A 22070-nucleotide genomic window follows, 5' to 3' on the forward strand; every position below is an offset into this window, starting at 1 on the left:
CAGGTGATTCGTTGATGGCCGGTATTATTCCTCAGGGATGTCCCGGCAGGGGATGGCAATCGAGCGCAGGCCTCAATTGCTGTTCTCCTGCGGCCCCCGAAATCGAGTTAAATTCCGAATGCGTGCATTGATTGTTGAAGACCAGCCCGACCTGCTGTTCGCATTGCGGGGGATGCTGGAAGATGAAGGCTATGCGGTCGATACCGCTGCCGATGGGGAAGCTGGCCTGCATCGCGCTCTTGTCTGGTCTTATGACGTGATTGTCCTTGACTGGATGCTCCCCAGACTGTCGGGGTTTGATGTTCTGAAGGAGTTGCGGAAACAGAAATCGACTCCCGTTCTGATGCTCACGGCCCGGGATGGCATTCAGGATCGCGTGAAGGGGTTGGATCACGGAGCCGATGACTACCTGGTGAAACCTTTCGACCGTCAAGAACTCCTGGCTCGTCTACGGGCACTGGTGAGACGGGCTGCTGGGGAATCGGCTTCCACTCTCGATCTTGGTCAGGGAGTCACCATGAATCTGGTTGATCGGAAAGTTTATCGCGATGCTGTTGAGGTCGTGCTGACCGCTCGTGAATATTCGATTTTCGAGTATCTGTCGCTGCACCGCGGTCGTGTCGTTCCCCGCACGGATCTTTACGATCACATTTTTGACGAGAACGACGAGTCTCTTTCCAACTTACTGGATGTGCACATTTCAAACCTCAGGAGGAAAGTCGGGCGAGATCTCATTGAGACCCGTCGAGGACTTGGCTATCTCATTCAGAGTCTGTCCGGGAACTCTCCAATCCTTCTCCCTGAGGGAGAAGGTGGCCGCAGGCCGGATGAGGGGGAGCACGTTGCCAGCAGCGACACTGGTAGTTAATCAGCTCTCAGTCCACAGACACTCCCACAACCAGTGATCTCCACCCCCTCAAATCACTCGACACGGAATCTGGAGATTCTCTCCATCACAAATTCATGCGATGGGAGAATTTTGTATGGTGATTGTCTGTATGAGTCTGTTTTCTCTTTTAGTTTGAACCTCTGATTTAACCTCTTTCACTTCAACTTTTGATAACCGCACATGGCCACGCCCACTTGGCTGCATCAATTAACCCGATTCGCTTCCCGTTCTATTCGAGGCGGGTTGGTGGTGTGGGTGGCCGTCCTCTTGATGGGGGTGTTGACGTTCTTTGGTGGCTTGCTTTATGAAACGAATCGCCGGTTGACCATCGAACGGATCGATGCGGAAATGCGTTCGTTTGGCATTTCGATTCTTGCCGCTGGACGATTTCCCTTTCGCCCGCCATTCAATGACAGGGAAGGCCGTGGTCGACCTGAAGTCGAACCACTCGACCACCCTGTCCCGCCAGGTGAGAATCCGCCCCCTCATCGCGATCGCCAGCAGCCTGCTGATCGCGAACCACCCGACTTTAACAACCGTGACCGCCGCGATTTCGATCACCGGATTCCGGGTGATCAAGGGCCAGGGCCTGGTTCAGGGGGGCGCCTCCATGATCGCCGTGGGCCGCCCGACCGAATGTTCTTTATCCTGCGTCGGGGAGAGGACGGGGATGTCATTGACCAATCGTTCGATCTGCCAGCAGAGACCCTTCAACCTTTCCCTGAGATTGTTGTCAAAGGGCCAATTCATCCCCGAGATTCGTTCCAGGTGCGTCAGACTGGTGCTCGCCGGGAAATGAAATTGATGGATCCCGGTCGGACAAAATCTGTTGTTGTTGGCCGCTTTATTCAGCGAGAGTGGGACGATCTGCAACGATTGCTTGTCTGGACAGCCATCATTGCGATCATTTCGCTGGCGATTGGAATTGTGGGAACCTGGCTTCTGGCGCACCATGTTCTGAAGCCACTCGAAGAAATCTCAAACACCGTGACCACACTGACCGCCAGTCGGCTGGATCGTCGCATCGATGTGGCTCCGCTCAAAGCCGAACTTCAATCGGTGGCTCGTGAGTTGAATGCCACGTTTGATCGCCTGCAAGAGGGTTTTGCGCGTCAGGTGCAGTTCACCTCAGATGCTTCTCACGAATTGCGAACACCAATTGCCGTCATTCTGGCCCAGACGGAACATGCACTGTCCAGGGAACGAACAGCAGAAGATTATCGCCTGGCGCTGGAAGCCTGCCATCGTTCGGCATCACGCATGCGGACGCTGGTAGAAAGTCTGTTGGCACTTGCACGGGCCGATTCAGGACGCTTGCAACTGGCCAACGAGCCTGTGGATCTGGTTCCTGTGGTGGAACACGCCATTGCTTCTGTGATGCCGCGTGCGGTGGCGGGTCAAATCAATATCGCGACGCAATTGAGTTCCGTGTTGATCCTGGGAGATGCTGTCTTTCTCGGTCAGGTGATCATCAATCTGCTTGTTAATGCGATCGAATATAATCAACCCGGCGGCATGATTTTTGTCACTCTGGCGGCAGACGCCGAACATGCGCGTCTTTCTGTAGCCGACACCGGTCGTGGCATGTCTACGGAAGAACGCTCTCATCTCTTTGAGCGATTTTTCCGAGCCGATTCTGCTCGAACGGCCTCTGGCACCACCGGCCACGGGTTAGGTCTGGCCATCTGTCACGAAATTATGGAACTTCACAACGGCCGGATTGATGTCTCTACTGAACTTGGACGCGGCAGCACGTTCTGTTTGATTCTGCCGCGATATCAACAGGAAACGTTGCCCTCAAGTAATTCACAAGAGGCAGATAGCCTGAACCCTCCCCATTGAGAAGACGCTTCTTCTCAGAAAATCAGAGATACGAGTTCTGACTGAGCAACTCTGGCATGCGCACGTTAAAGTCATGCTCAGCCTCATAGTATCGCATGGCCTCAGTATTAACGGTGATGGTTTTCCATGATTCTGAAAGTCACTGTAAAGCCTAATGCCCGCGATAGCGTATTGGAGCAAAACCTTGATGGAACCTGGCTTGCATGGCTCAAATCACCACCTGTCGATGGCATGGCAAATCAGGAACTGATCCAACTGATCGCCCGGCAATTCGGCTGCGCCAAATCGACGATCACCATCAAAACAGGAAGCCGGGGCAGAACCAAGTTGATAGTAATTCCTGACTCGTAAGTCGGGATTATTCATCGCTCTCCATGTTGGCGAGTTCATCGGCATAGTCCTCACCCGTGTCTTTAGCGGGCTTGGCGGGAGCCTCGTCAAACCAGTACCAGTTCACTTTAAGATACAATGACTCAGGGCAGCGGACATTGACGGGATGATCCGGCCCCGCACCGGTCTGTTCACACAAGCGGGCGGATCGACCCGCGTTGTCGATGGCATAGCCTGACACCCGGGTAAAATCGGCGGGAGTCAGCAATCCGGAACAGCTACAGGTCACCAGCATGCCACCAGGAGCCACAAGGCTGGCTGCCAGACGGTTTAAGTCGAAATACTTTTTACGGCCATCTTCGTAGTCTTCCCTTGTCCGGATAAACTTGGGCGGATCGAGAATGACAAGATCCCACAACTGGCCCGTCTTTTGTGCTTCACGCATCCAGGCAAAAGAATCAGCGTGCGCCCACTGGATCTCGACGTTATTGAGCTTACTGTTGCGACGAGCGACGGCAATCGCATCTTCATCGAGGTCAACGCCCTGAACCTGCGAGGCACCGGCGACAGCCGCCGCGAGAGCAAAGCCGCCGGTGTAGCAGCACAAATCCAGCACTCGTTGGCCAGCCGCCATTTCGGCAATCCGGGCGCGATTGTTCCGTTGGTCACAGAAGAAGCCCGTCTTATGGCCTTCTTCAAACATGACCTCATACTTCACGCCATTTTCAATGACATTGGCTTTTTCCGGGGCGTTTTCTGAGCCAAAGGGTTCAGTATCAAACCCTTCCAGCAGTGCTGCATAGGGGCCGGGACGCAGGATGCCGTGCTTGGCTCCGGTCAGATTGACAAGGATGTCCAGAATCGATTCCGCCCGCTGGTACATCCCCAGACTGAAGGCTTCGACAGAGAGAACATCGCCGTAGAGGTCAACCATCAAGCCGGGAAAACCATCCCCTTCGGCGTGAATCAACCGATAAGTATCGCCTTGCTGATCCAGTCCGAGCGTTTCTTTTCTAAAACGGACGGCGGCTCCCAGTTGAGCCTTCCACCAGTTTTCATCAGGAACGACGTCACCGCGTGTCAGCATCCGGACGGCCATTTCGGCGCGAGGGTTATAAAGGCCATAACCGAGTATCTGCCCGCTCTCTTCAAGAACCACTTTGACCAGATCACCGGGCTGGGCCGCTTTCAGGCCACTAGCCAGCATCTTGCGGAAAAAGTAAGGGTGACGGCTGGGGCTGCGGGCAATGATCGTGGGGATTTTCTCGGCGGTTAATGGCCTTGGGCTGAGAATCTCGGGAGAGTAGAGCGCGAGTTGCCGTTGAATTTCGTTGGCAGGAGCCAGTCGCGCACGACGACGCTCAGCGGAAGGCCCGCGATCCAAAGGGCGTCCTTCCGAATGATGGCCATCGCCCGTTCGCGGCCCGGCGGGTCGCCTTTCGCCCGATCGTCCGTCTTGAGCTGCGCCGCCCGACGGACGTGGAGGGCCATATGGCCGACGTGCACCACCCGGACGCCCTCCGGCAGGTCGGCCACCCGAGGGGCGCGAGCCACGCGGGCCGGAGCCGGCAGGACGGTCTGAGTCAAAATTTCGCGACGATTGGGGGGAGGGGCGATTGTCCATTCCGGCAAGTATAGCAGGAAGAACCAATTGCACCCGTCAAGAAACGAAAGTCAGTCTCCATGTTTGGTGTGCAAAAACACCTCATGACGGAAAAATCGCCGACTTCGATTCAAAATACGACCTGTTTTGATGGAAAAACCAACTCAACACTGCGGCCCAGGCGTGGTCAATTCGTTTGTGCGACTTCCCAATCCGTCTGCGAAAGCTCCTGAGCAAATTCCATAATCATCACGGGAATGCCATCCCGAACAGGGTATTTCAGGCGGCAAGTGTCGTTGGTACAGACCAGCGACGAATCGCTATGGGCCTCTTTTCCCGGCACCAGACCAGATCGGCAACGAGGACATTTCAGCAGCGGGAGAACGGCCAGCCAGTCGGGCGTCACGAAGGACTCTCCTGCGTCAATTGTTCAGTCGTCAAGCTCACAAGAGCCTCAGCGAGAAGTGAATCAGCCAGTGGGGATTCGGGAGCTTCAATCCAGCTGCCGCAGATCACACGCTCCCCGGCATCGTAAAGAACCACCCCCTGTCCTGGCGCAACCCCGGGCTGTGGTTTGTGAAAGCGGACATGCAACGTTCCCGCATCATCGACCAACGCCACTGCGGGAGCCGGTTTGTGCATGGAGCGAATCTGGGCTGTACACGAAAAAGGCTCAGCCAGTGGTAAGGAAAGCCAGTTGGTGCCCCGGGCGATTAATGAAATCGCTCCCAGTTCGGCCGCGGTTCCCAAGGTGACATCATGGGTTTCGGCATCGATCCTGATGACGAAGCGCGGGTCACCCAGCGCGATTCCCAATCCTCGCCTTTGGCCAATGGTGAACTGTTCATAGCCACCATGCTGGCCAAGAACGTTCCCCTGTGAATCAATGAAACGTCCCGAGGTGTCGCCGACATCGCGATACCGCTTGAGAAAGCCGCGGTAATCGTTATCGGGGATAAAGCAGATTTCCTGACTGTCCGGCTTGCCTGCGACGCGCAAGTTGGCTTGATGGGCAATCTCGCGAATTTCGGGTTTGGACTTCCCACCGACGGGGAACAAGATTCGGGCGAGAATCTCTTCCCGGATCCCAAACAGGACATAAGTCTGGTCCTTGCCGCGATCTACGCCCCGCGTTAATCGTGGCCGTCCGGTGTCATCAGGAATGACTTGGGCATAATGCCCGGTGGCAATTCGTGTCGCGCCGACCTGTTGTGCGAACTCCCAGAGTCGGCCAAACTTCAACCAGACGTTGCACATCACGCAAGGGTTAGGAGTCCGCCCTTTCAAATACTCATCAGCAAAATAAGACTTGATCTGATCGAAGGAGTCGCGAAAGTTCAACGCATGAAACGGGATATCCAGCATGTCGGCCACACGCTGCGCATCGGCGGCATCGGCAGAACTGCAACATCCCTGCTTATGGGCCTTCCGTTCGACAATGGGCAGCAATCCTCCCGCGGGGAGCGAGCAAGCCGACTCGGCCTGTTCACCAGAACGCATAAAGAGGCCAATGACCTCATATCCCTGTTCCTGGAGCAAAACGGCGGCGACGGAGCTATCCACTCCCCCACTCATCGCCAGCACGACCCGCTCTTTTGACATGCCATTCGCCAGACTGAGATTCCCTCTGGGGGAATCGATATTGTGTCACCCAGGCACCACTAAATCCCGCGATTCACGAGATACCGTTTGATTTTAACTCCCCAGAATCCGTTGGGTAGGGACTTTTTCCCGACCCTTTGACTCTCTTCCCGGCATTTCCCATTGAAAGTTCTCTGCGAAAACTTTTCTCTCACTGAATCTGGCTCAGTGGAAAAGAGAGAAGCCATGTGACCAGAACCGGGAGGCAGATGCCATGAAAGCACGCTATTTCCCTTTACGAGTCACCTGAAGCCAGGAATCCCAGACCTCTCGAGGAAAAATGACTGGCTGCTGGGGAATCCGATTCCAGTCGAATAACCCCACCAGTTCCGCAGGTGTTACAGGAGCTTCGCTTTCGGTAAATCCCAACGAGTGCGCGAGCCACCCCATCACCCGGCGAGAATCCACGCCGGCTTCTCTGAGAATCGACAAGCGGGAATCTCCATGCCGCTTGGCCAGTCGCAACCCATCCGGCCCTTTCACCAAAGGAACGTGAGCAAAAGCCGGCGGCTCCCATCCCTGCACCTGGTAAATCGCTAACTGCCGATAAGTGCTGGGAATCAGGTCGTCCCCGCGAACAACCTGCTCAATGGCCATGTCATGATCATCCACCACGACAGCCAGTTGATAGGACGGCGTCCCATCTCCTTTGGCAATGACAAAATCTCCCAGCAGTTCTGGTAAATGGCCCGTCTGCGTTCCTTTGATGGCATCGTTCCACGAAAGAGCTGCGTGAAAACTTTCTGTGCGGAATCGCCAACTATAGGATCCTTCGCTCAGGCGGCTTGCGTCACTTGCCAGTCGGTGGGCACAGGTGCGCGGATAAACAGCCGGCTCATTGTCCAGATGCGGCGCACTGGCGGCCTGTTGAGCTTCTGATCGACTGCACGTACAGGGATAGACCAGTTCCCGCGACTGAAGTTCGCTCAACACTTGCTGGTAGCGTTCACGTCGCTGCGACTGAATATAAGGGATCGCCGGTCGTGAGAGATGGTGCGAGGTCGTTTGTTGCACATTCAAAACTTGTACATTCAAACAAGGCGGCCCCTCGTCCCAATCGAGTCCCAGCCATTGCAAATCGACCAGAGCCTGTGAGAGTGCCCAGGGCTTTACCCGTGGCGAATCAATGTCTTCGATGCGGCAGACCAGCGGTGACCCCTGAGATCTGGCCGCCAGCCAGGCCACAAGGAACGTTCGCGCATTTCCGGGATGCTGTGCCCCCGTGGGTGAAGGGGCTAATCGGCCTTTAGGCATCACTTATACACTGTTGCCGTGTCACGGCTTAATATGGGGATTTTTCATGTGTGGTAACGTCCACCGCTTTCGGACTTAATAACTGGTTTAACTCTGATTTTTAAGTTTGACGAGCCACATGAGAGCCTGTCGGAGAATTCTCCCTCTTTCGCCAGCGGGAAAGAGCCGGGGTGAGGGCTGATGAACCAGCCGTGTTTCCAAAGCTAATACCAATCCCCCCTCATCCGGCCTTCGGCCACCTTCTCCCTCAGGGAGAAGGATTTGAAAGCTTCCGGACAGACTCTCAGTCTTGCTGGCCTGAATTTCGCTTGAACATCACCTCAACGTGCTGGCACGATAGGTTGAAGATCATCCGATGCACTCACTTCAGCGTAACCACTTCAACGAAGATCACCATCATGCAGAGAATTTCATCATCCGGCACGCTGCCCTGGTCATCTTCGCTGCGAATTGTGGCTGCAATTCTGCTGGCGAGTCTCCAACTGTTGAGTTTCCCCAGCGTATCGGCAGCCGATCAAGCGGTTGATCACTCCACAGCCAGGTCTTCCCGCCCGAATATTCTCTGGCTGACCAGTGAAGACCATGGGCCGCACATGGGCTGCTATGGCGATGCTCTGGCCCGCACGCCTCATGTCGATGCACTGGCTGCGAAAGGGATGAAATACCGGATGGCCTGGTCGGTCGTTCCGGTCTGTGCTCCGGCCCGTACCACAATCATTACAGGCGTCTATCCGTCTTCCAGCGGTGCGCTACAGATGCGATCGATGGTCAACTGGCCGAAAGAGTTTCGCCTGTTCCCCGCCTACCTACGCGACCTGGGATACTACACCACCAACAATTCTAAAGAGGACTACAACGTTCCACGAAATGGTGACCCCTGGAACCAATCCAACGGCAAAGCTCATTGGAAGAATCGCAAACCAGGTCAACCCTTCTTTGCTGTTTTCAACTCTGTCAAAAGTCATGAAAGCCAGATCCGGACGCGCCCGCATGTGGCAGTCACTGATCCCGCCAAAGTCCGCATTCCCGCCTACCACCCGGACACTCCCGAAGTGCGACAGGACTGGGCGCAATACTATGATCAGGTGAGTGAAGCTGATGCTGACGCGGGGCGTCATCTGGCGGAACTGGAAGCTGCCGGCTTAAACGACGACACCATTGTCTTTTACTATGCCGACCATGGCAGCGGGATGCCGCGAAATAAGCGATGGGTCGGCAATTCAGGTGAGCAAGTCCCCTTCGTTGTTTATTTCCCGCCCAGGTATCTCCATCTGGCACCACCGGAGTATCAAACGGGAGGAACTTCCGATCGGCTGATCAGTTTCATCGATCTGGCTCCCACGATGCTCAGTCTTGTGGGGTTGCCCAAGCCGGAATGGATGCAGGGGCAGGCGTTTGCCGGACAGTTCGTTGGTCAGGCTCCTCAGTATCTCTTTGGTGACCGCGGACGCATGGACGAACGGCCCGATCATGTTCGCAGCGTGACGGACGGACGGTACGTTTATGTGCGAAATTATCTGCTGCACCTGCCGCATGGGCAGTATCTGGAATACCAGTTTCAAACCCCCACCACGCGTGTCTGGAAAGATCTGTTCGACGCGGGAAAGCTTAATGCCAGCCAATCGGCCATGTGGGCGATCCCTCGTCCTCCCGAAGAACTTTACGATCTGAAACATGATCCTGATGAAGTTGTGAACCTGGCCACTTCTACCAGACACCGGGAGATCCTTGAACGTCTTCGCCAAGTCCAGATCACTCATGCGAAAGCCGTCCGTGATGTTTGCTATCTTCCCGAAGAAGAGTTTCATCGCCGATCCGTTGACTCAACACCTTATGAGTTGGGCCACGACGACTCCCGGCTTCCCCTTGATCGGGTCATCGATGCGGCCAACCTTGCCGCCAGCATTTCACCATGGGATGATCAGTTTCTCGCCTTATTGAAAGATCCCGAACCTGGCGTCAATTACTGGGGTCTAATGGGTCTGTTAATGCGGCATCAGCGCGGTGAACGGATTGAGAAGATCGATTTCGAGTCACTGATTCAAAGCCCGTCTCCTGCGGTGCAGATTGTGGCTTCTCAAGCCATGGTTCTGACAGGTGACCCGAAAGATCAACAGGCGGGACTCGCGCGATTATTGGAACTGTCTCAACCGGAAAATGCCGGCGTTTTGACGTCGATCAGTGCCCTGACGGCGGTGGAATCTCTCGGCCAGGAAGGGGAAAGTCTTTGGGAAGCCCTCCTCAAGATTGACCCACAACAAACCAAACCACCCCACGCCCGCTTCAACCCCTATATCCCCCGGCTACTCCTCAACCTGAAGAATCTCAATAGCCAAAGAGACAAGAAATAAGCTCGGCTATTTCATAAGTATCATACACATCTATTTTTCTTCGGACTTGTGAGAGATTTTCGATGAGCGTTTTCTATTAAGCAATGGGTTTGGGTGCTTATTAATTCTTGCGTATCATGACGATTTTTTATTGTGGGTTCGCTTGTTGTGGTGCATTACGCTGTCGCTTCATGCACCCTACATAATATTTGATCTATTAAAGAGTCTCGCTGATGAAATCCCAGGCGTTTGTGTTTGCTGGTCTTCGGGCGATCAACCCATGTTTCATACTGGTGATCGCCATGACAAACGTCTGGCTCAGCGATTCTTCCTGTGCCGACGACGATCCCGTGAAGCCTCTGAATATCGTGCTGCTTTATGCCGATGACTGGCGGGCAGAGACGTTGGGATGCGCGGGGTATCCGGTTGTTAAGACGCCCCATATTGATTCGCTTGCCAGGCGGGGTGTTCGTTTTCCTCGCAATGCCGTTACCACCTCGATCTGTGGTGTGTCCCGCGCGACGCTGCTGACCGGACAATGGATGTCTCGGCACGGTAACCCCGCCTTCGAGATGTTCAAAACGCCCTGGGCAGAGACATATCCCGCTTTACTGCGTCAGCAAGGCTATTACGTGGCCCATGTGGGAAAATGGCATAACGGCAAATTTCCGGCGGCAAACTATGACTTCAGCCGTCTCACGGGCACTCGCCATTGGCTTCCCCGTCGTGGCGAATCGGGCAAGCAGGGCGAGAAGATCCATGTCACGGCCCAACAGGAACAGGACGCTCTCGACTTCTTCAAACAACGCCCGAAAGACCAACCCTTCTGCCTGACTTTGTCGTTCTTTGCCCCTCACGCGGATGACCCGTCGCCTCAGCAATACCTGCCGCAACAAGCCAGCCAGTCGCTCTATCTCAATGACACGATTCCAGTGCCGGGCACGGCCAATGACGCGTCTTATCGGAAACTGCCGGCGTTTCTGGCGAACGATCAGCAGGAAGGCCGCCGTCGCTGGTCATTGCGATTTGCGACCCCTGACGCTTATCAAACCACCATGAAGAATTATTTCCGACTGATCACAGAAGTCGATGCTGTCTGCGGGAACGTTGTGGAGCAGTTAAAAGCCGAAGGTCTCGATCAGTCAACGCTCATCATCTTCACGACCGACAACGGCTATTTTCATGGTGAAAAAGGGCTGGCCGACAAGTGGTATCCTTACGAGGAGAGCATTCGTGTGCCGCTCATTGTCGTTGACCCCCGTATGGACAGTTCACTCTCAGGAACAACGAACCATGCCCAGACGTTGAATGTTGACCTGGCACCAACCATTCTCAAAGCTGCGGGCGTAAAAGTTCCCGCGACCATGCAAGGGAGTGACGTTTCACCTTTGTACCTTGGGTCGACTCAGTCCCGTCAAACGGCATTTCATGATTGGCGTACCGATTTCTTCTATGAGCATTCCACCATTCGGGATGTCTCATTTATCCCGTCTTCGCAGGCATTGGTCACGCCCGAATGGAAATACATCCTCTGGCCTGACTATCAGCGGGAAGAGCTTTTCCATCTCAAAAGTGACCCGCAAGAAGAGCACGATCTCATGAGTGATGAAACATCCCGCAAGACCTTGCAGGATCTTCGCCAGCGATTCACCCGACTGCGAAACGATGCCAGATAGCTCTCAAATTGTGCCAGCCAGAACTTTTTTCGGGACACACTTTTTCGGAACACGCATTATCGGGACACACAGTCGTCATGACTGAAAAGCAGCAAGACCGCCTGCGTCAGAGCGGCATGCTCCTCAAGCGGAGCGTGCCCACTTAATGGCTTTTCACCTACTTTGAGCAACTCTCTGGCGGCTTCGGTATGCTGTTGATAATCCCTGGTTTGCTGCTCAAGAAACGCCTTGAGAATACTCAACTCTTTCGCTGAAGGTTCCCGCGTCAGGAGTGTCAGGAAAGCGGCCTGTAACCGCTGCTCTGGCGTGGCGTGCGAGATCATCAGATGTTCGGCCAGGACACGTGCTGCCTCGACAAATTGAGGATCATTCAGCAACACCAGTGCCTGCAAAGGGGTGCTGGTTCTTTCTCGCTTAGCCGTACAGCTTTCCCGACTGGGAGCATCGAAGGTGCTCATGGTCGGGGGCGGCATGATGCGTCGCCAGAAGGTATATATGCTTCGGCGGTAAAGGTGATCGCCGTGCATTTGGGGATAGCTTTTCCCCGTCCCCGCTTCCTCCCACAAGCCGGCTGGCTGGTAAGGATACACGCTGGGGCCGCCGATGGTTCTCACAAGCAGACCACTGGTCGCCAAAGCCTGATCGCGCAGCATTTCCGCCGACAATCGAAACTTGGGGCCACGAGCTAACAAACGATTCTCTGGATCAGAGTGATAGTCATTCACCTCTAAAGGAGTTGCCGAACGGTGATAGGCTTCTGAAAGGAGGATCTGCCGTAACGTGTGCTGGAGATCCCAGCCATGATCCATGAAATCACGCGCCAGCCAGTCCAGAAGTTCCGGATGGGTGGGAAGCGCCCCCTGGCTGCCATAATCTTCTGGAGTGGCGACCAGTCCTCGACCAAAGGCCATCTGCCACAATCGATTCACCGCCACACGCGCTGTCAGGGGATTGGCATCATCCACCAGCCATTGAGCCAACCCCAGTCGATTGCGAGGCCAATCCTTTTGAAAAGCAGAAATGGCCCGAGGAACATCCGGCTCGACTTCCTCGCCCCGCAGTGTGTATTCCCCCCTCTTGAGCAGGTAAGTCGGTCGACGAACCGACAATTCATCCATCACCATGATCTGACGGATTTTCGTGATGAAATCGTCTTCAGCGACTCGAGCTGCCAGAAGTTTTTCAGCAGCAACTTGCCATGCGGGCTGCTGTCGTAACCAGTGATTTGGCGTTTCCTTCCGTGAAAGTTCGGTCACTTTTTCAGAAGGTTCACCCGCCATCAGCGCAATCTCTGCCGCCGATAGCGTTACATTGTAAACCGCCAGGTCATCCAGGCAGCCTTTGGAAAAACCAATGTCCCGGAAACGGGCACCCAATGATAAAGCAAGCCCCCCCGCCGCTGAGTCTCCCCACTCTTTGCGATGGCGGATATCGCGTGTCAGTCGGTCGCGATGAACATCGAGTGACAGCCTGTTTCCATTGAGATAAATCTTCACCCCTGAGGCCTGGCTCGATCCATCATAAGTCACCGCCAGATGCGACCACTCGTTCAAAGGAAGAATCTCGGTCGCTTGAACTCGAATCGCATTCCCCGGCCAGAAATGCACCAGCGAGAATGTCGGGCGTCCTTCATCGAGTGTCAACGAATACCCACGAAATGCCGAGTCTTCCGCCGCTTGCGAGCAATGGGCCACAATCATGCGGGCTTTCTGCTCGCCGGGCTTTAACCACATGGCGAGCGAGAAGGAATCCGTTCGAGAAAAGTTGCCCACTTCTTTCAGCTTATATTCGTCGTCGCCACTGAACTCGATGGCTTGACCTGCATGTCCCTCGACAAGACGATTGGTGCCACCCGGAGAGACCGCTTCAAAGTCGATCAAACTTTCAGGCACTGGGAGCGCTACGGGCTGCAATTTTTCGAGTTGGCCCTGATCGGATGATGAAGCTGCCAGCTGGGCCATCAAATCGGAAGTTGTCTGCTTAAGAAGAGCTTCGGCTTCACGGATGTTGGCTCGCAGAGTTTCATGCTGAGCCTGCTGACCTTCAGCATAAAGCAGCAGCGTGGGTGTCGGTGCCGTTTCCGTAAAGTGCGAATAGAGTCCATGCTCATCGACATTGGCGAAGAAGGCACTCAGCGCATAAAACTCTTTCTGAGAAATCGGGTCATACTTGTGATCGTGACAGCGGCAGCATTCCATTGTCAGGCCCAACGCGGCCGTTCCGAATGTCCGCACACGATCCGAGACATATTCAGAACGGAACTCTTCTTCAACGCTGCCCCCTTCATTGGTCTGGCGATGGAGACGATTAAAGGCTGTGGCCAGTTTCTGATCCTGCGTCGCGTCTGGTAATAAATCTCCCGCCACCTGCCAAACCAGAAAATCTTTGTAAGAAAGATTGGATTGAAAGGCTTCAATCACCCAATCCCGCCAGGGCCACATGTGCATGTCGCGATCGGCTTGATAGCCAAACGTGTCGGCATAGCGGGCAAGGTCGAGCCAGTCGTTCGTCATGCGTTCGGCATATGCCGGAGTTTCAAAAAGACGATCCACCACCGCCCGACGAGATTCGCGGTTGTCGGGTTGCTTGAGAAACTCAGTTCGTTCCTGAATGGTTGGCGGCAATCCGGTCAGGTCAAATGTCACTCGACGCAGCCAGGTCTCGCGTGATGCAAGTGGCGCAGCCCGACGCCCGGCGGCTATCAACTCCTGTTCAATAAACGCATCAATCGGATGTTTTTCCGTCGAAAGCCCAGAGGCCGTTCCTGGCACTTCCACCTGCCTGGCCACAGGTATGAATGACCAGTGAGGCTGATACTCAGCTCCCTGTTCGATCCAGGTTTTCAGTCTTAGTTTCTGATCGTTGGAGAGAGGCTTCTTTATCGAGGGGGGAGGCATGACGAGATCGGGATCGTCAGACATCACCCGCGCGAGGATTTCGCTATTTGGTAAATCATCCAGGTTGATGGCGTTGGCGGAGACGGCCGCTTCCCTTTGATCAAGCCGCAAGCCTGCGGCTCGCGTGGCACTGTCCGGGCCATGACAATGAAAGCAACGATCGGAAAGGATTGGCCGGATATCGGCATTGAACTGAATTTTGGGAACAGCTGAGACTGTTTCCTTCGCCGCTATTTTCTGCGGTTCGTCGGCGAGAAGTTCACGAGTCTCAACGAGACACACTCGCCCATACAGTCCGGCGACCACCAGAAAAGAACCAGCGACAATCGATGGCCTGCGCAGCAATCTCAGTAGGGGGGACACGGGCATGTGGGACTCATCAAGAAATTCGGAGAGTTCAGGCGGGTCGTGGGGATCTTTGAAGCAATGGCCTTGTTAGCACGAATTTTCAAATCGGGCCTGCGAGTCGAATCGAGAAATCTTTATTTATTGATGAAAACACCTTTTCGTTAACAAGCCACAGTATTGGCCCGTGGCGAACTTTGCAAAAAAACTGTGAGTGGACAGGCCGCCAATTGAACTTTTTATCGCCGGGGTGCGGGGTTTGGATTCCGAATTGCGGCGATTTCTCGACAAGTTGGCGGATGGGAAATAGCTGCATGTCCGCCGCAATCGGTTGTGAGGTGCTATTCTTTCACCATGCGTTCATCTTGAATAGTCGGCCGAACTCGCTTTCATCATGCAGAGTTAAGACGATCTCATCGGAATTGAACACAGCTTCGTCACCATCAGATCGAGCAGGCAGGTCCGAGTCAATTAGCGTGATGATCGGCTGAAGGCCTAGGTAAGAGTACCGGCGAATGACCATCAGAAGATTTTCCTTCTTGCGATCATCCAAGGACTCGAACACACCGTCGTGGTAGACGAAGCGCGGGAACTTGTCACTCAGGTGCGCTCGCAGGATGGCAAGGTCGAAGGCAATGCACAGAAGCTTGCGATAAGTATGACCGAGGTCGGCGCTGGTTGCATTGCCTGACTCGTCAAGAATTTCCGCCCTGAATTCCAGATGCCCCTCCTTGTTCGGAGATACGCTCAGCAGCGCTTTGCGGTTGATCACCTCTTCGACAATCTCACTGAAGAACACGCGAATTGCCGAGAATAGGCTGTTCTGATCAGAATTTTGCTTCTCCACATCCGCCTCGATGTGAGTCTGCAGGTGCCCACACTCTTCGGTCAACGCCCTGATCTCGGTTCGCAGTTCCTGCAGACGATGCAGGAAGCCGCGTTGACGCTCCAGCGAACTGATGTCAGCGCGCACCGTCACCATCTCATCCGAGACATGCTTGTACTTGCCAAAGATATCGGTTTCGCTCAGGAATGAAAGCATCTCCGAGCGTCTCTTACCCAAGGTATTCAGTTCTGCATTGATACGCTTAAGCTCCGTATCTGCCTCTGCGAGTTCTTCCTGAAGATAGCCGCGGCGCTCATCGGTAATAGCCCGATTGAAAGCAATCAACTGTTGGAAATCCTTCTTGATTTGCCCTTTGAACAGGACGCCGGCTTCCTCGAACAGACGCTGAGCTTCGTCAGGATTGAAGAGAATCTGATCTTCCTCCAAGGAGGTTATGATCTTCTTCTTGTTCTGGTTAAGCGAGTAGCGTTCGGCATTGAGGGACGCGATGCGCTCGTCGATTTCATCGACCAACTGCTTGGTGCTGTCCTTGTCCTGGGCGCGAAAGTCGAAGGCGTCGAGTAGTTTCTGCTTCTTCTCAGACTCTTTCTGCTTGAGCAACAGGATACCCTCGATCTTGCTGATATCCTCAATGGATCCGCCCAGTTCTTTCTTGATGGTCTGCTCGGTAGACTGCTTCTCCGCAAGTTGCTTTTGCTTCTCGTAGTGCTGCACCACGAGTTGAGCGTCAAAGCCGAGAACGTGAGCCAAAAAAGGCTTCCAATCCGAATGCGCAGCTGCGAACTTGCGTAGATGAAACACGTCACGGAAATCGTCCTGAGAGCGCAGCAGATAGCCCAAGCCTTTACGGAACGTCCAAGGTTTGAGTGCGCGCCAGTCAAACAATCCATCCAACAGCTCACGCGCCCGCTCAAAGGGCATTTCCTTGTGATCCCACTCCGGCAGCGGTAGCCCCGACAAGTCCTGGTGCCCGGCCTCGTGGCGCTTAAAGCTAATCTTGGTGGCTTCTTCCACGCCCCGCCGGATCGTCACGAACGAAGCATCTTCCAGCTCGATTTCCAGGAAGAAGACGAAGTCCTTGAACAGTTCGATGTGCCTGAAGAGAAAGAACTTGAGATCTCGCTTAGCAAGTAAACTGAAGTCTAGCAAGCGCCCAAGCGTGGTCTTGCCGAGGTTGTGAGTGTCTTTGTTTCGGTTCTCCGGTAGGCGAATTTCGGCCATGACGACGTTAAGGCCCTGGACGAACTCCACAGGTTCGAACAAGTCAGGCTTGCTGGAATAAAGTCTAGACAGCTTCATTTGGCCCCATGTACTCCACTGCGTCGGTTTTGGGGCGATATTCGATCAGGCCCATGAGATACAGAAAATTCAGTGCTGGCAAAAACAGTACGTCCCCGCCGACGACACTTTTTTTCGCAAACTTGCGCAGCACGTCATACTCATCCACTCGCCGGGCTTTCAGTCGAGCCAGCAGCAGCAACGAGACATTGATGACCGTGCGATCAGGATGAGAGTGCTTGGTCGGCCGCAGCATCACCCACCTCCCCTATATCGCAATTCCAGTACATGTAGAACAGCACGGCGCGAGTCAATCGCTTGTGTGCGTGCTGCCGCAAGACAGGATCGCGGTTGAACAACAGATCCACCACATACTCCATAACCTCGTCAAAGGTCTGGTAGTCTTTGCGCTTGGCGATGATCTTGAGTTGGAACTCATCGACTACAGACTCGTACATGCGTAGCAAGTCGAGGTTTTCCGGTGCTGCCAAGAAAGCTCGAATTTGAGCGGTCTCCTTCAGGTACTTTCGCCGCTGCGCCCTGGCGTAATCGGCACTCATATTGTTGAGTGCGTTCTTCTGCTCATAGGTCACGCGCGCAGTCGGTGGATCGTCAAGCAATGTGACCACGCCATCTTTTTGGCGGGCCAATGCCTGCACTACCTCGGCCAGGTCATCGGGGCTGACGATCAACGGCGAATCGACCGGATCAAGGTCTGCTTCCCTCGCAACCTCAGAGAAGCGTTTCAGCCAGATTTCCAGTTGCTCTAGTCCGCAGAGGTAGATCGACGAGGTGGGAATATTGCACTGATACGCGATGTAATCGCGTATCTCCGTTTCGGCATTACCCGCCAGCCGACGGTTGGCAAACAGCATGTAGTGATCCAGCTGCTTGGCCTCGCGAAGCTTCTTGACGCGGGGAATTTCTTTGCCCAGCACGGTGTTCGCGGCCGTCGTGCTGAAGAAGTCGGATTCGGAGAAATTACGGTTATAGCCGTTGGTATGCTTGGCCTGGACGATGGTTGTACCGACCCACGGCGCCGTCTTGCTCGGGTGCAATTCCGCCGTCCCCGTGAACTTGGCATCTCGTCCACCATCAGGCCCTTTCGCGAAGCCCTGTACGGAGATTCCCAGCAAGCGCTGGCACAGGAGCACAACCAACCGCTCGAACTGATCGTCACTGAGATCTTCGTACGCAAACTTCATTCGATTCTCAAGTTTCAGCGTTGAGGGCAAGATTCGCAGATACCTGACTTGTGCTTCTCTGAATCGAGCGAACTTAGGATACCAGATTATGCTCGCAAATCCCTCCTCAAACAGGGCTACTAAGATGCGTTAGATGCGATGAATTTCGACATTTCAAAATGCCTTGACAATTTGCGTGCCACACGCTGGCTCCTATGAAGATCCTCTACTCGGTACGAAACTGCCTGAAAAGTGTGGTTATCACACGTCATAGCCAAACTTGGGCGTGCATATTCCATTCGATGGATCAATGCAACGGAGCAGCTTACCCACCAAACGCTGAAACAGTGAACGGGATTTGAACGGCGGACATCTGACCACGAAACGAATTACGTCTACTCATTATGGAATCGTGGATCAGCCTGCCAGAACCATTGAACCTGATGATGGAGTCGCAAACCTTGGCTCAACAATGCAAACTGCCCTTCGACGAAGACGTCGAAGGGCAGTTTGCAAAATCAAACGGGGGGGGGAACAACAACTATTGAAAAGTAAACCAATTTTTCAATCCAGACATATTCTTTTGAACACTTCCTCTGGTCTGTTCGTTTGCAACTCTCGTGCGCGAAGTTAGACTGAGTGGCTGTTACGGATGGAAAAAAATATCACTGCTCCCTGGTACGTCACGACGACCGGCTTCCCGAAATGTTTCGGGTGGAGCGAAAGGAATGAAAATGTCGATCACAAAAGAGCGTAAAACACAGGTTATCAAAGACTTCCAGCGAACTGAGTCGGATACCGGCTCCCCGGAAGTTCAGATTGCGGTGCTTTCTTCGCGAATCGCAGAACTGACAGAGCATCTTCGCAGCCATAAGAAGGATCATGCCAGCCGGCGTGGGCTTCTGATGCTCGTGAGCAAGCGCCGTCGCCAGCTCGATTATGTGAAAGCCACCACTCCTGCCAAATACTTTGAATTGCTCGAACGCCTGAGCCTCCGCAAGTAGTTTTCAACCGCCTCAGCTCAATCTCGAGTCTGGGGCGGTTTTCATTCTCTTGCCAGCTTTTGTGCCTCCGGGTTTTACAGCAAGGGTTCGGGCGGACTGCCAAGACTCTCTGCCAGCCACGTATTCTCTGTGAAAATGGCGGCTGGCACGGGAGAGCCTGATAAGTCTCTGCGGATTCTGATGGTTGTTCAGGGCTGGGTCATGTTGTCTGAGATGTGTTATTTATGAAGTTGTGAGAGATTGGCAAGAGGCTTTGCGGTTTGCTCAGAGGCATGACGTACAGAGTTATGGCTTGTTGGTCTTGAGAAATCGCCCTCATCGGTATTGGCATGCAGGATCAGCAAACTATTGAGTTGTGCCGTCGTTTTCGTCAGAGAAATCTGGAGCGTCGTGAATCGTTCTCCAGTGCGGCACTGTCGTCGCATTTGAAGCCCGCGTCGCTTTTGAAGCCTGCGTCGTTTCTGAAACTTGCGGCTTCAGATCTCTTATCGCTCCGGACATGTTCCCCATGTTCCGGAAAGTCTCTCGCAAAGACGCCTGCCGGTTTCGACGGAAAATGCAGGGCGGTTCAGGCGGGGCAGGGAGAGTGCCTGGAATTCCGGCGCGTTGCACCCATCGAAATCGATGGCGGCATGTCAGAATTGCTGGTGCAAGGTATGCCCCTTCGTCAAGCCACATCTCTCCCCGCGCAGGGTTTCAGTTTCCCATTAAGATGCAAACACAAGTGTTGAAGTGAAGTCGGTTAGTTTAATGAAGGATTGAGATTTATGAAGGTTACTGTTGAGCGTCAAATTGCCGGACGGACATTATCGATTACCACAGGTGAACTGGCCAAGCAGGCTGCCGGTTCGGTGACGGTTCAATATGGTGATACATTAGTTTTCGTGGCTGCTCAGAATGGCCCCTCACGTCCGGGAATCGATTTCTTCCCGTTGACCTGTGACTATCGGGAACGTGTGGCTGCCGCTGGTAAATTCCCTGGCGGATTTTTGAAGCGCGAAGGTCGTCCGACCATGCGTGAAATTCTCACCAGCCGCCTGACGGATCGTCCGATTCGTCCGCTCTTCCCTGAAGGATATGTTGAAGAAGTTCAGGTCATGTCGAACGTCCTCGCCTCGGATGGCGTGAACGATCCCGACGTGCTGTCGATCATTGGGGCCAGTGCGGCTCTGTGCCTGGCACCTGTCCCGTTCCAGGGGCCGCTGGCTGCTGTGCGTGTGGGCCTGATCAATGGCGAATTCCTCCTGATGCCAACTCAGGAACAATTGGTCACATCGGAACTCGATCTGGTCGTCGCGGGGACAACCAAGTCCGTGCTGATGATCGAAGGTTTCGGCAAGCAATTGCCAGAAGACCAGATGGCCGATGCCATCATGTTTGGCCACAAGTGCATTATTGAATTGTGTGAACTTCAGAATGAACTGGTGGCCAAGTCAGGCCGCGAGCGATTCACACTGCCAGTGGCTCAGGCCAATCCTTTTGAAACCATTCTGCTCGAAAAAGCTTACCCGAAGCTGCGCGAAGTCAAGCAGTCAGGCGTCAAGAAGGAACGCAGCACTCAGACCTCCGCTTTCAAGAAAGAACTGCTGGCCGAGTTCTTCCCGGGTGAAGCGGAAACCACTGCTGATGGTCTGACCAAGGCTCAGTTCGCCGCGGCGTTCTATGCCGTTGAAACCAAGGCTGTTCGTGACCTGATCCTCGATGGCATCCGTCTGGATGGTCGCAAGAGTGATGATCTGCGTGCTGTCAACTGCTCGGCTGGTGTGCTGCCACGTGTCCATGGTTCGGCGCTCTTCACCCGTGGGGAAACTCAGTCGCTGGCCACTGTGACATTGGGCACCGTCCGTGACGTGCAGCGTGTCGAAGGTCTCTTTGGTGAAGAAGCCAAGGCCTTTATGCTCGATTACTACTTCCCTCCTTATTCGGTGGGTGAGTGCAAGCCAATTCGTGGCCCGGGACGTCGTGAAATTGGTCACGGGGCGTTGGCTGAGCGATCCGTCGCCAGCGTCTTGCCACCGGCTGAAAAGTTCCCCTACACGATCCGTGTGATCTCGGACATTCTGGAATCGAACGGTTCCAGCTCAATGGCTTCGGTGTGCAGTGCCACTTTGGCACTGATGGACGCTGGTGTGCCCATCAGTCAGCCAGTGGCAGGGATTTCGATTGGTCTGGTGAAAGCCGCCGATCGCTTTATTCTCCTGACCGACATCATGGGCGATGAAGATCACTTCGGTGATATGGACTTCAAGGTGGCCGGTACTCAGAAGGGTGTCACCGGCATTCAGCTTGATCTGAAGATTGACGGTATCAGCGAAGAGATCGTGCGAGCGACTCTTGAGCAGGCCAAGAAGGCACGCATCGATCTCCTCAAGACCATGCTGGGCACGATTCGTCGTCCCCGCACCGAGATTTCGACACATGCACCGCGTCTGCTTCGGACCAAGATCGATCCTTCCAAGATTGGTCTTCTGATCGGGCCGGGTGGTAAAAACATCCGCGCCATCCAGGAACAGACCGGCGCCACCATCGATATCGAAGATGACGGCACCGTGGTGATTGCCAGCTCATCGAGCGTTGGGGCAGAAGACGCCCTGGCTCGCGTGGAAGCCATTGCTGAAGAAATCAAAGTTGGCCGTATTTACAACGGGACTGTCAGCTCGATCAAGGACTTCGGTGCCTTTATCGAAATCGCTCCTGGTAAAGATGGCCTTTGCCACATCAGTGAACTGTCCGACGGATTTGTGAAGTCGGTCAGCGAAGTGGTGCAGGTGGGTGAAAAGATTCAGGTGAAGGTCATCGCCATCGATGAGCAGAACCGCGTCAAGCTCTCCCGCAAAGCTGTCCTCGCCGATGCTGCCCAGGCTGAAGGGGCTGATGCCGCCGAGTAATCAACGCTCTCAGGTTCCCTTGTGAAATCTGATTTTGTCGCAGCCCGGTGGGAAGATGATCT

At 54.2% G+C, this 22070-nt stretch carries 15 protein-coding genes; 7 read left to right on the forward strand and 8 right to left on the reverse strand.

Features of this window, described 5'->3' with window-relative positions; genetic code table 11:
• The first annotated feature begins 118 nt into the window (after positions 1-118).
• The 3 genes from SH287x_RS17535 to SH287x_RS17545 all read left to right on the forward strand — a co-directional run bounded on the left by SH287x_RS17535 (position 119) and on the right by SH287x_RS17545 (position 3082).
• Positions 119-868: a response regulator transcription factor gene (locus SH287x_RS17535; protein WP_479515679.1), complete on the forward strand. Its 750-nt coding sequence runs from the start codon at positions 119-121 to the stop codon at positions 866-868.
• 201 nt (positions 869-1069) lie between these two features.
• Entirely contained in the window at positions 1070-2731 is a 1662-nt protein-coding gene (locus SH287x_RS17540) for a sensor histidine kinase (RefSeq protein WP_479515680.1), read from the forward strand.
• 126 nt (positions 2732-2857) lie between these two features.
• A complete protein-coding gene (locus SH287x_RS17545) occupies positions 2858-3082 on the forward strand; it encodes a DUF167 domain-containing protein (protein WP_479515681.1) in 225 nt (74 codons plus the stop codon).
• A 7-nt stretch (positions 3083-3089) separates the two neighbouring features.
• On the opposite strand, the gene SH287x_RS17550 is transcribed toward SH287x_RS17545, so the two are convergent.
• From SH287x_RS17550 to gluQRS, 4 genes are all read right to left on the reverse strand, one after another.
• On the reverse strand, positions 3090-4685 hold the full coding sequence (locus SH287x_RS17550; RefSeq protein WP_479515682.1) for a class I SAM-dependent rRNA methyltransferase: 1596 nt from the start codon (positions 4683-4685) through the stop codon (positions 3090-3092).
• Positions 4686-4851: 166 nt separating this feature from the next.
• The gene (locus SH287x_RS17555; RefSeq protein ID WP_479515683.1) at positions 4852-5070 is read right to left on the reverse strand and encodes a Trm112 family protein; all 219 of its coding nucleotides are present in this window, start codon (positions 5068-5070) and stop codon (positions 4852-4854) included.
• Complete coding sequence (gene mnmA / locus SH287x_RS17560) at positions 5067-6266, reverse strand: tRNA 2-thiouridine(34) synthase MnmA (protein ID WP_479515684.1); 1200 nt, start codon at positions 6264-6266, stop codon at positions 5067-5069. The genes SH287x_RS17555 and mnmA overlap by 4 nt, the downstream gene beginning before the upstream one ends.
• A 264-nt stretch (positions 6267-6530) precedes the next feature.
• Positions 6531-7559: a tRNA glutamyl-Q(34) synthetase GluQRS gene (gene gluQRS / locus SH287x_RS17565; RefSeq protein ID WP_479515685.1), complete on the reverse strand. Its 1029-nt coding sequence runs from the start codon at positions 7557-7559 to the stop codon at positions 6531-6533.
• A 398-nt stretch (positions 7560-7957) separates the two neighbouring features.
• On the opposite strand from gluQRS, the gene SH287x_RS17570 reads away from it, so the two are divergent.
• Both SH287x_RS17570 and SH287x_RS17575 read left to right on the forward strand, forming a co-directional pair.
• Entirely contained in the window at positions 7958-9910 is a 1953-nt protein-coding gene (locus SH287x_RS17570) for a sulfatase family protein (protein WP_479515686.1), read from the forward strand.
• Between the two features lie 281 nt (positions 9911-10191).
• Positions 10192-11565 carry a sulfatase family protein gene (locus SH287x_RS17575; RefSeq protein WP_479515687.1) on the forward strand — a complete coding sequence of 458 codons (1374 nt, stop codon included), beginning with the start codon at positions 10192-10194 and terminating at the stop codon, positions 11563-11565.
• A gap of 56 nt (positions 11566-11621) precedes the next feature.
• Here the strand turns inward: SH287x_RS17575 and SH287x_RS17580 are convergent, their stop codons facing one another.
• The 4 genes from SH287x_RS17580 to SH287x_RS17595 form a co-directional block, all read right to left on the reverse strand.
• Positions 11622-14831, reverse strand: coding sequence for a DUF1553 domain-containing protein (locus SH287x_RS17580; RefSeq protein WP_479515688.1), 3210 nt, complete (start codon positions 14829-14831; stop codon positions 11622-11624).
• Between the two features lie 325 nt (positions 14832-15156).
• A complete protein-coding gene (locus SH287x_RS17585) occupies positions 15157-16953 on the reverse strand; it encodes a DUF2326 domain-containing protein (protein WP_479515689.1) in 1797 nt (598 codons plus the stop codon).
• Entirely contained in the window at positions 16940-17188 is a 249-nt protein-coding gene (locus tag SH287x_RS17590; protein WP_094853047.1) for an ABC-three component system middle component 8, read from the reverse strand. Before SH287x_RS17590 ends, SH287x_RS17585 begins: the two co-directional genes overlap by 14 nt.
• A complete protein-coding gene (locus tag SH287x_RS17595; protein ID WP_479515690.1) occupies positions 17157-18137 on the reverse strand; it encodes an ABC-three component system protein in 981 nt (326 codons plus the stop codon). The genes SH287x_RS17590 and SH287x_RS17595 overlap by 32 nt, the downstream gene beginning before the upstream one ends.
• 713 nt (positions 18138-18850) lie before the next feature.
• Here SH287x_RS17595 and rpsO point away from each other — a divergent pair.
• Together rpsO and pnp are read left to right on the forward strand one after the other, a co-directional pair.
• Positions 18851-19120 (forward strand): 30S ribosomal protein S15, encoded by a 270-nt coding sequence (gene rpsO / locus SH287x_RS17600; RefSeq protein ID WP_479515691.1) that lies wholly within the window; start codon positions 18851-18853, stop codon positions 19118-19120.
• Positions 19121-19887: 767 nt separating this feature from the next.
• Positions 19888-22008: a polyribonucleotide nucleotidyltransferase gene (gene pnp / locus SH287x_RS17605; RefSeq protein WP_479515692.1), complete on the forward strand. Its 2121-nt coding sequence runs from the start codon at positions 19888-19890 to the stop codon at positions 22006-22008.
• The last annotated feature ends 62 nt before the right edge of the window (positions 22009-22070 follow it).

Source organism: Planctopirus sp. SH287, assembly GCF_056500625.1.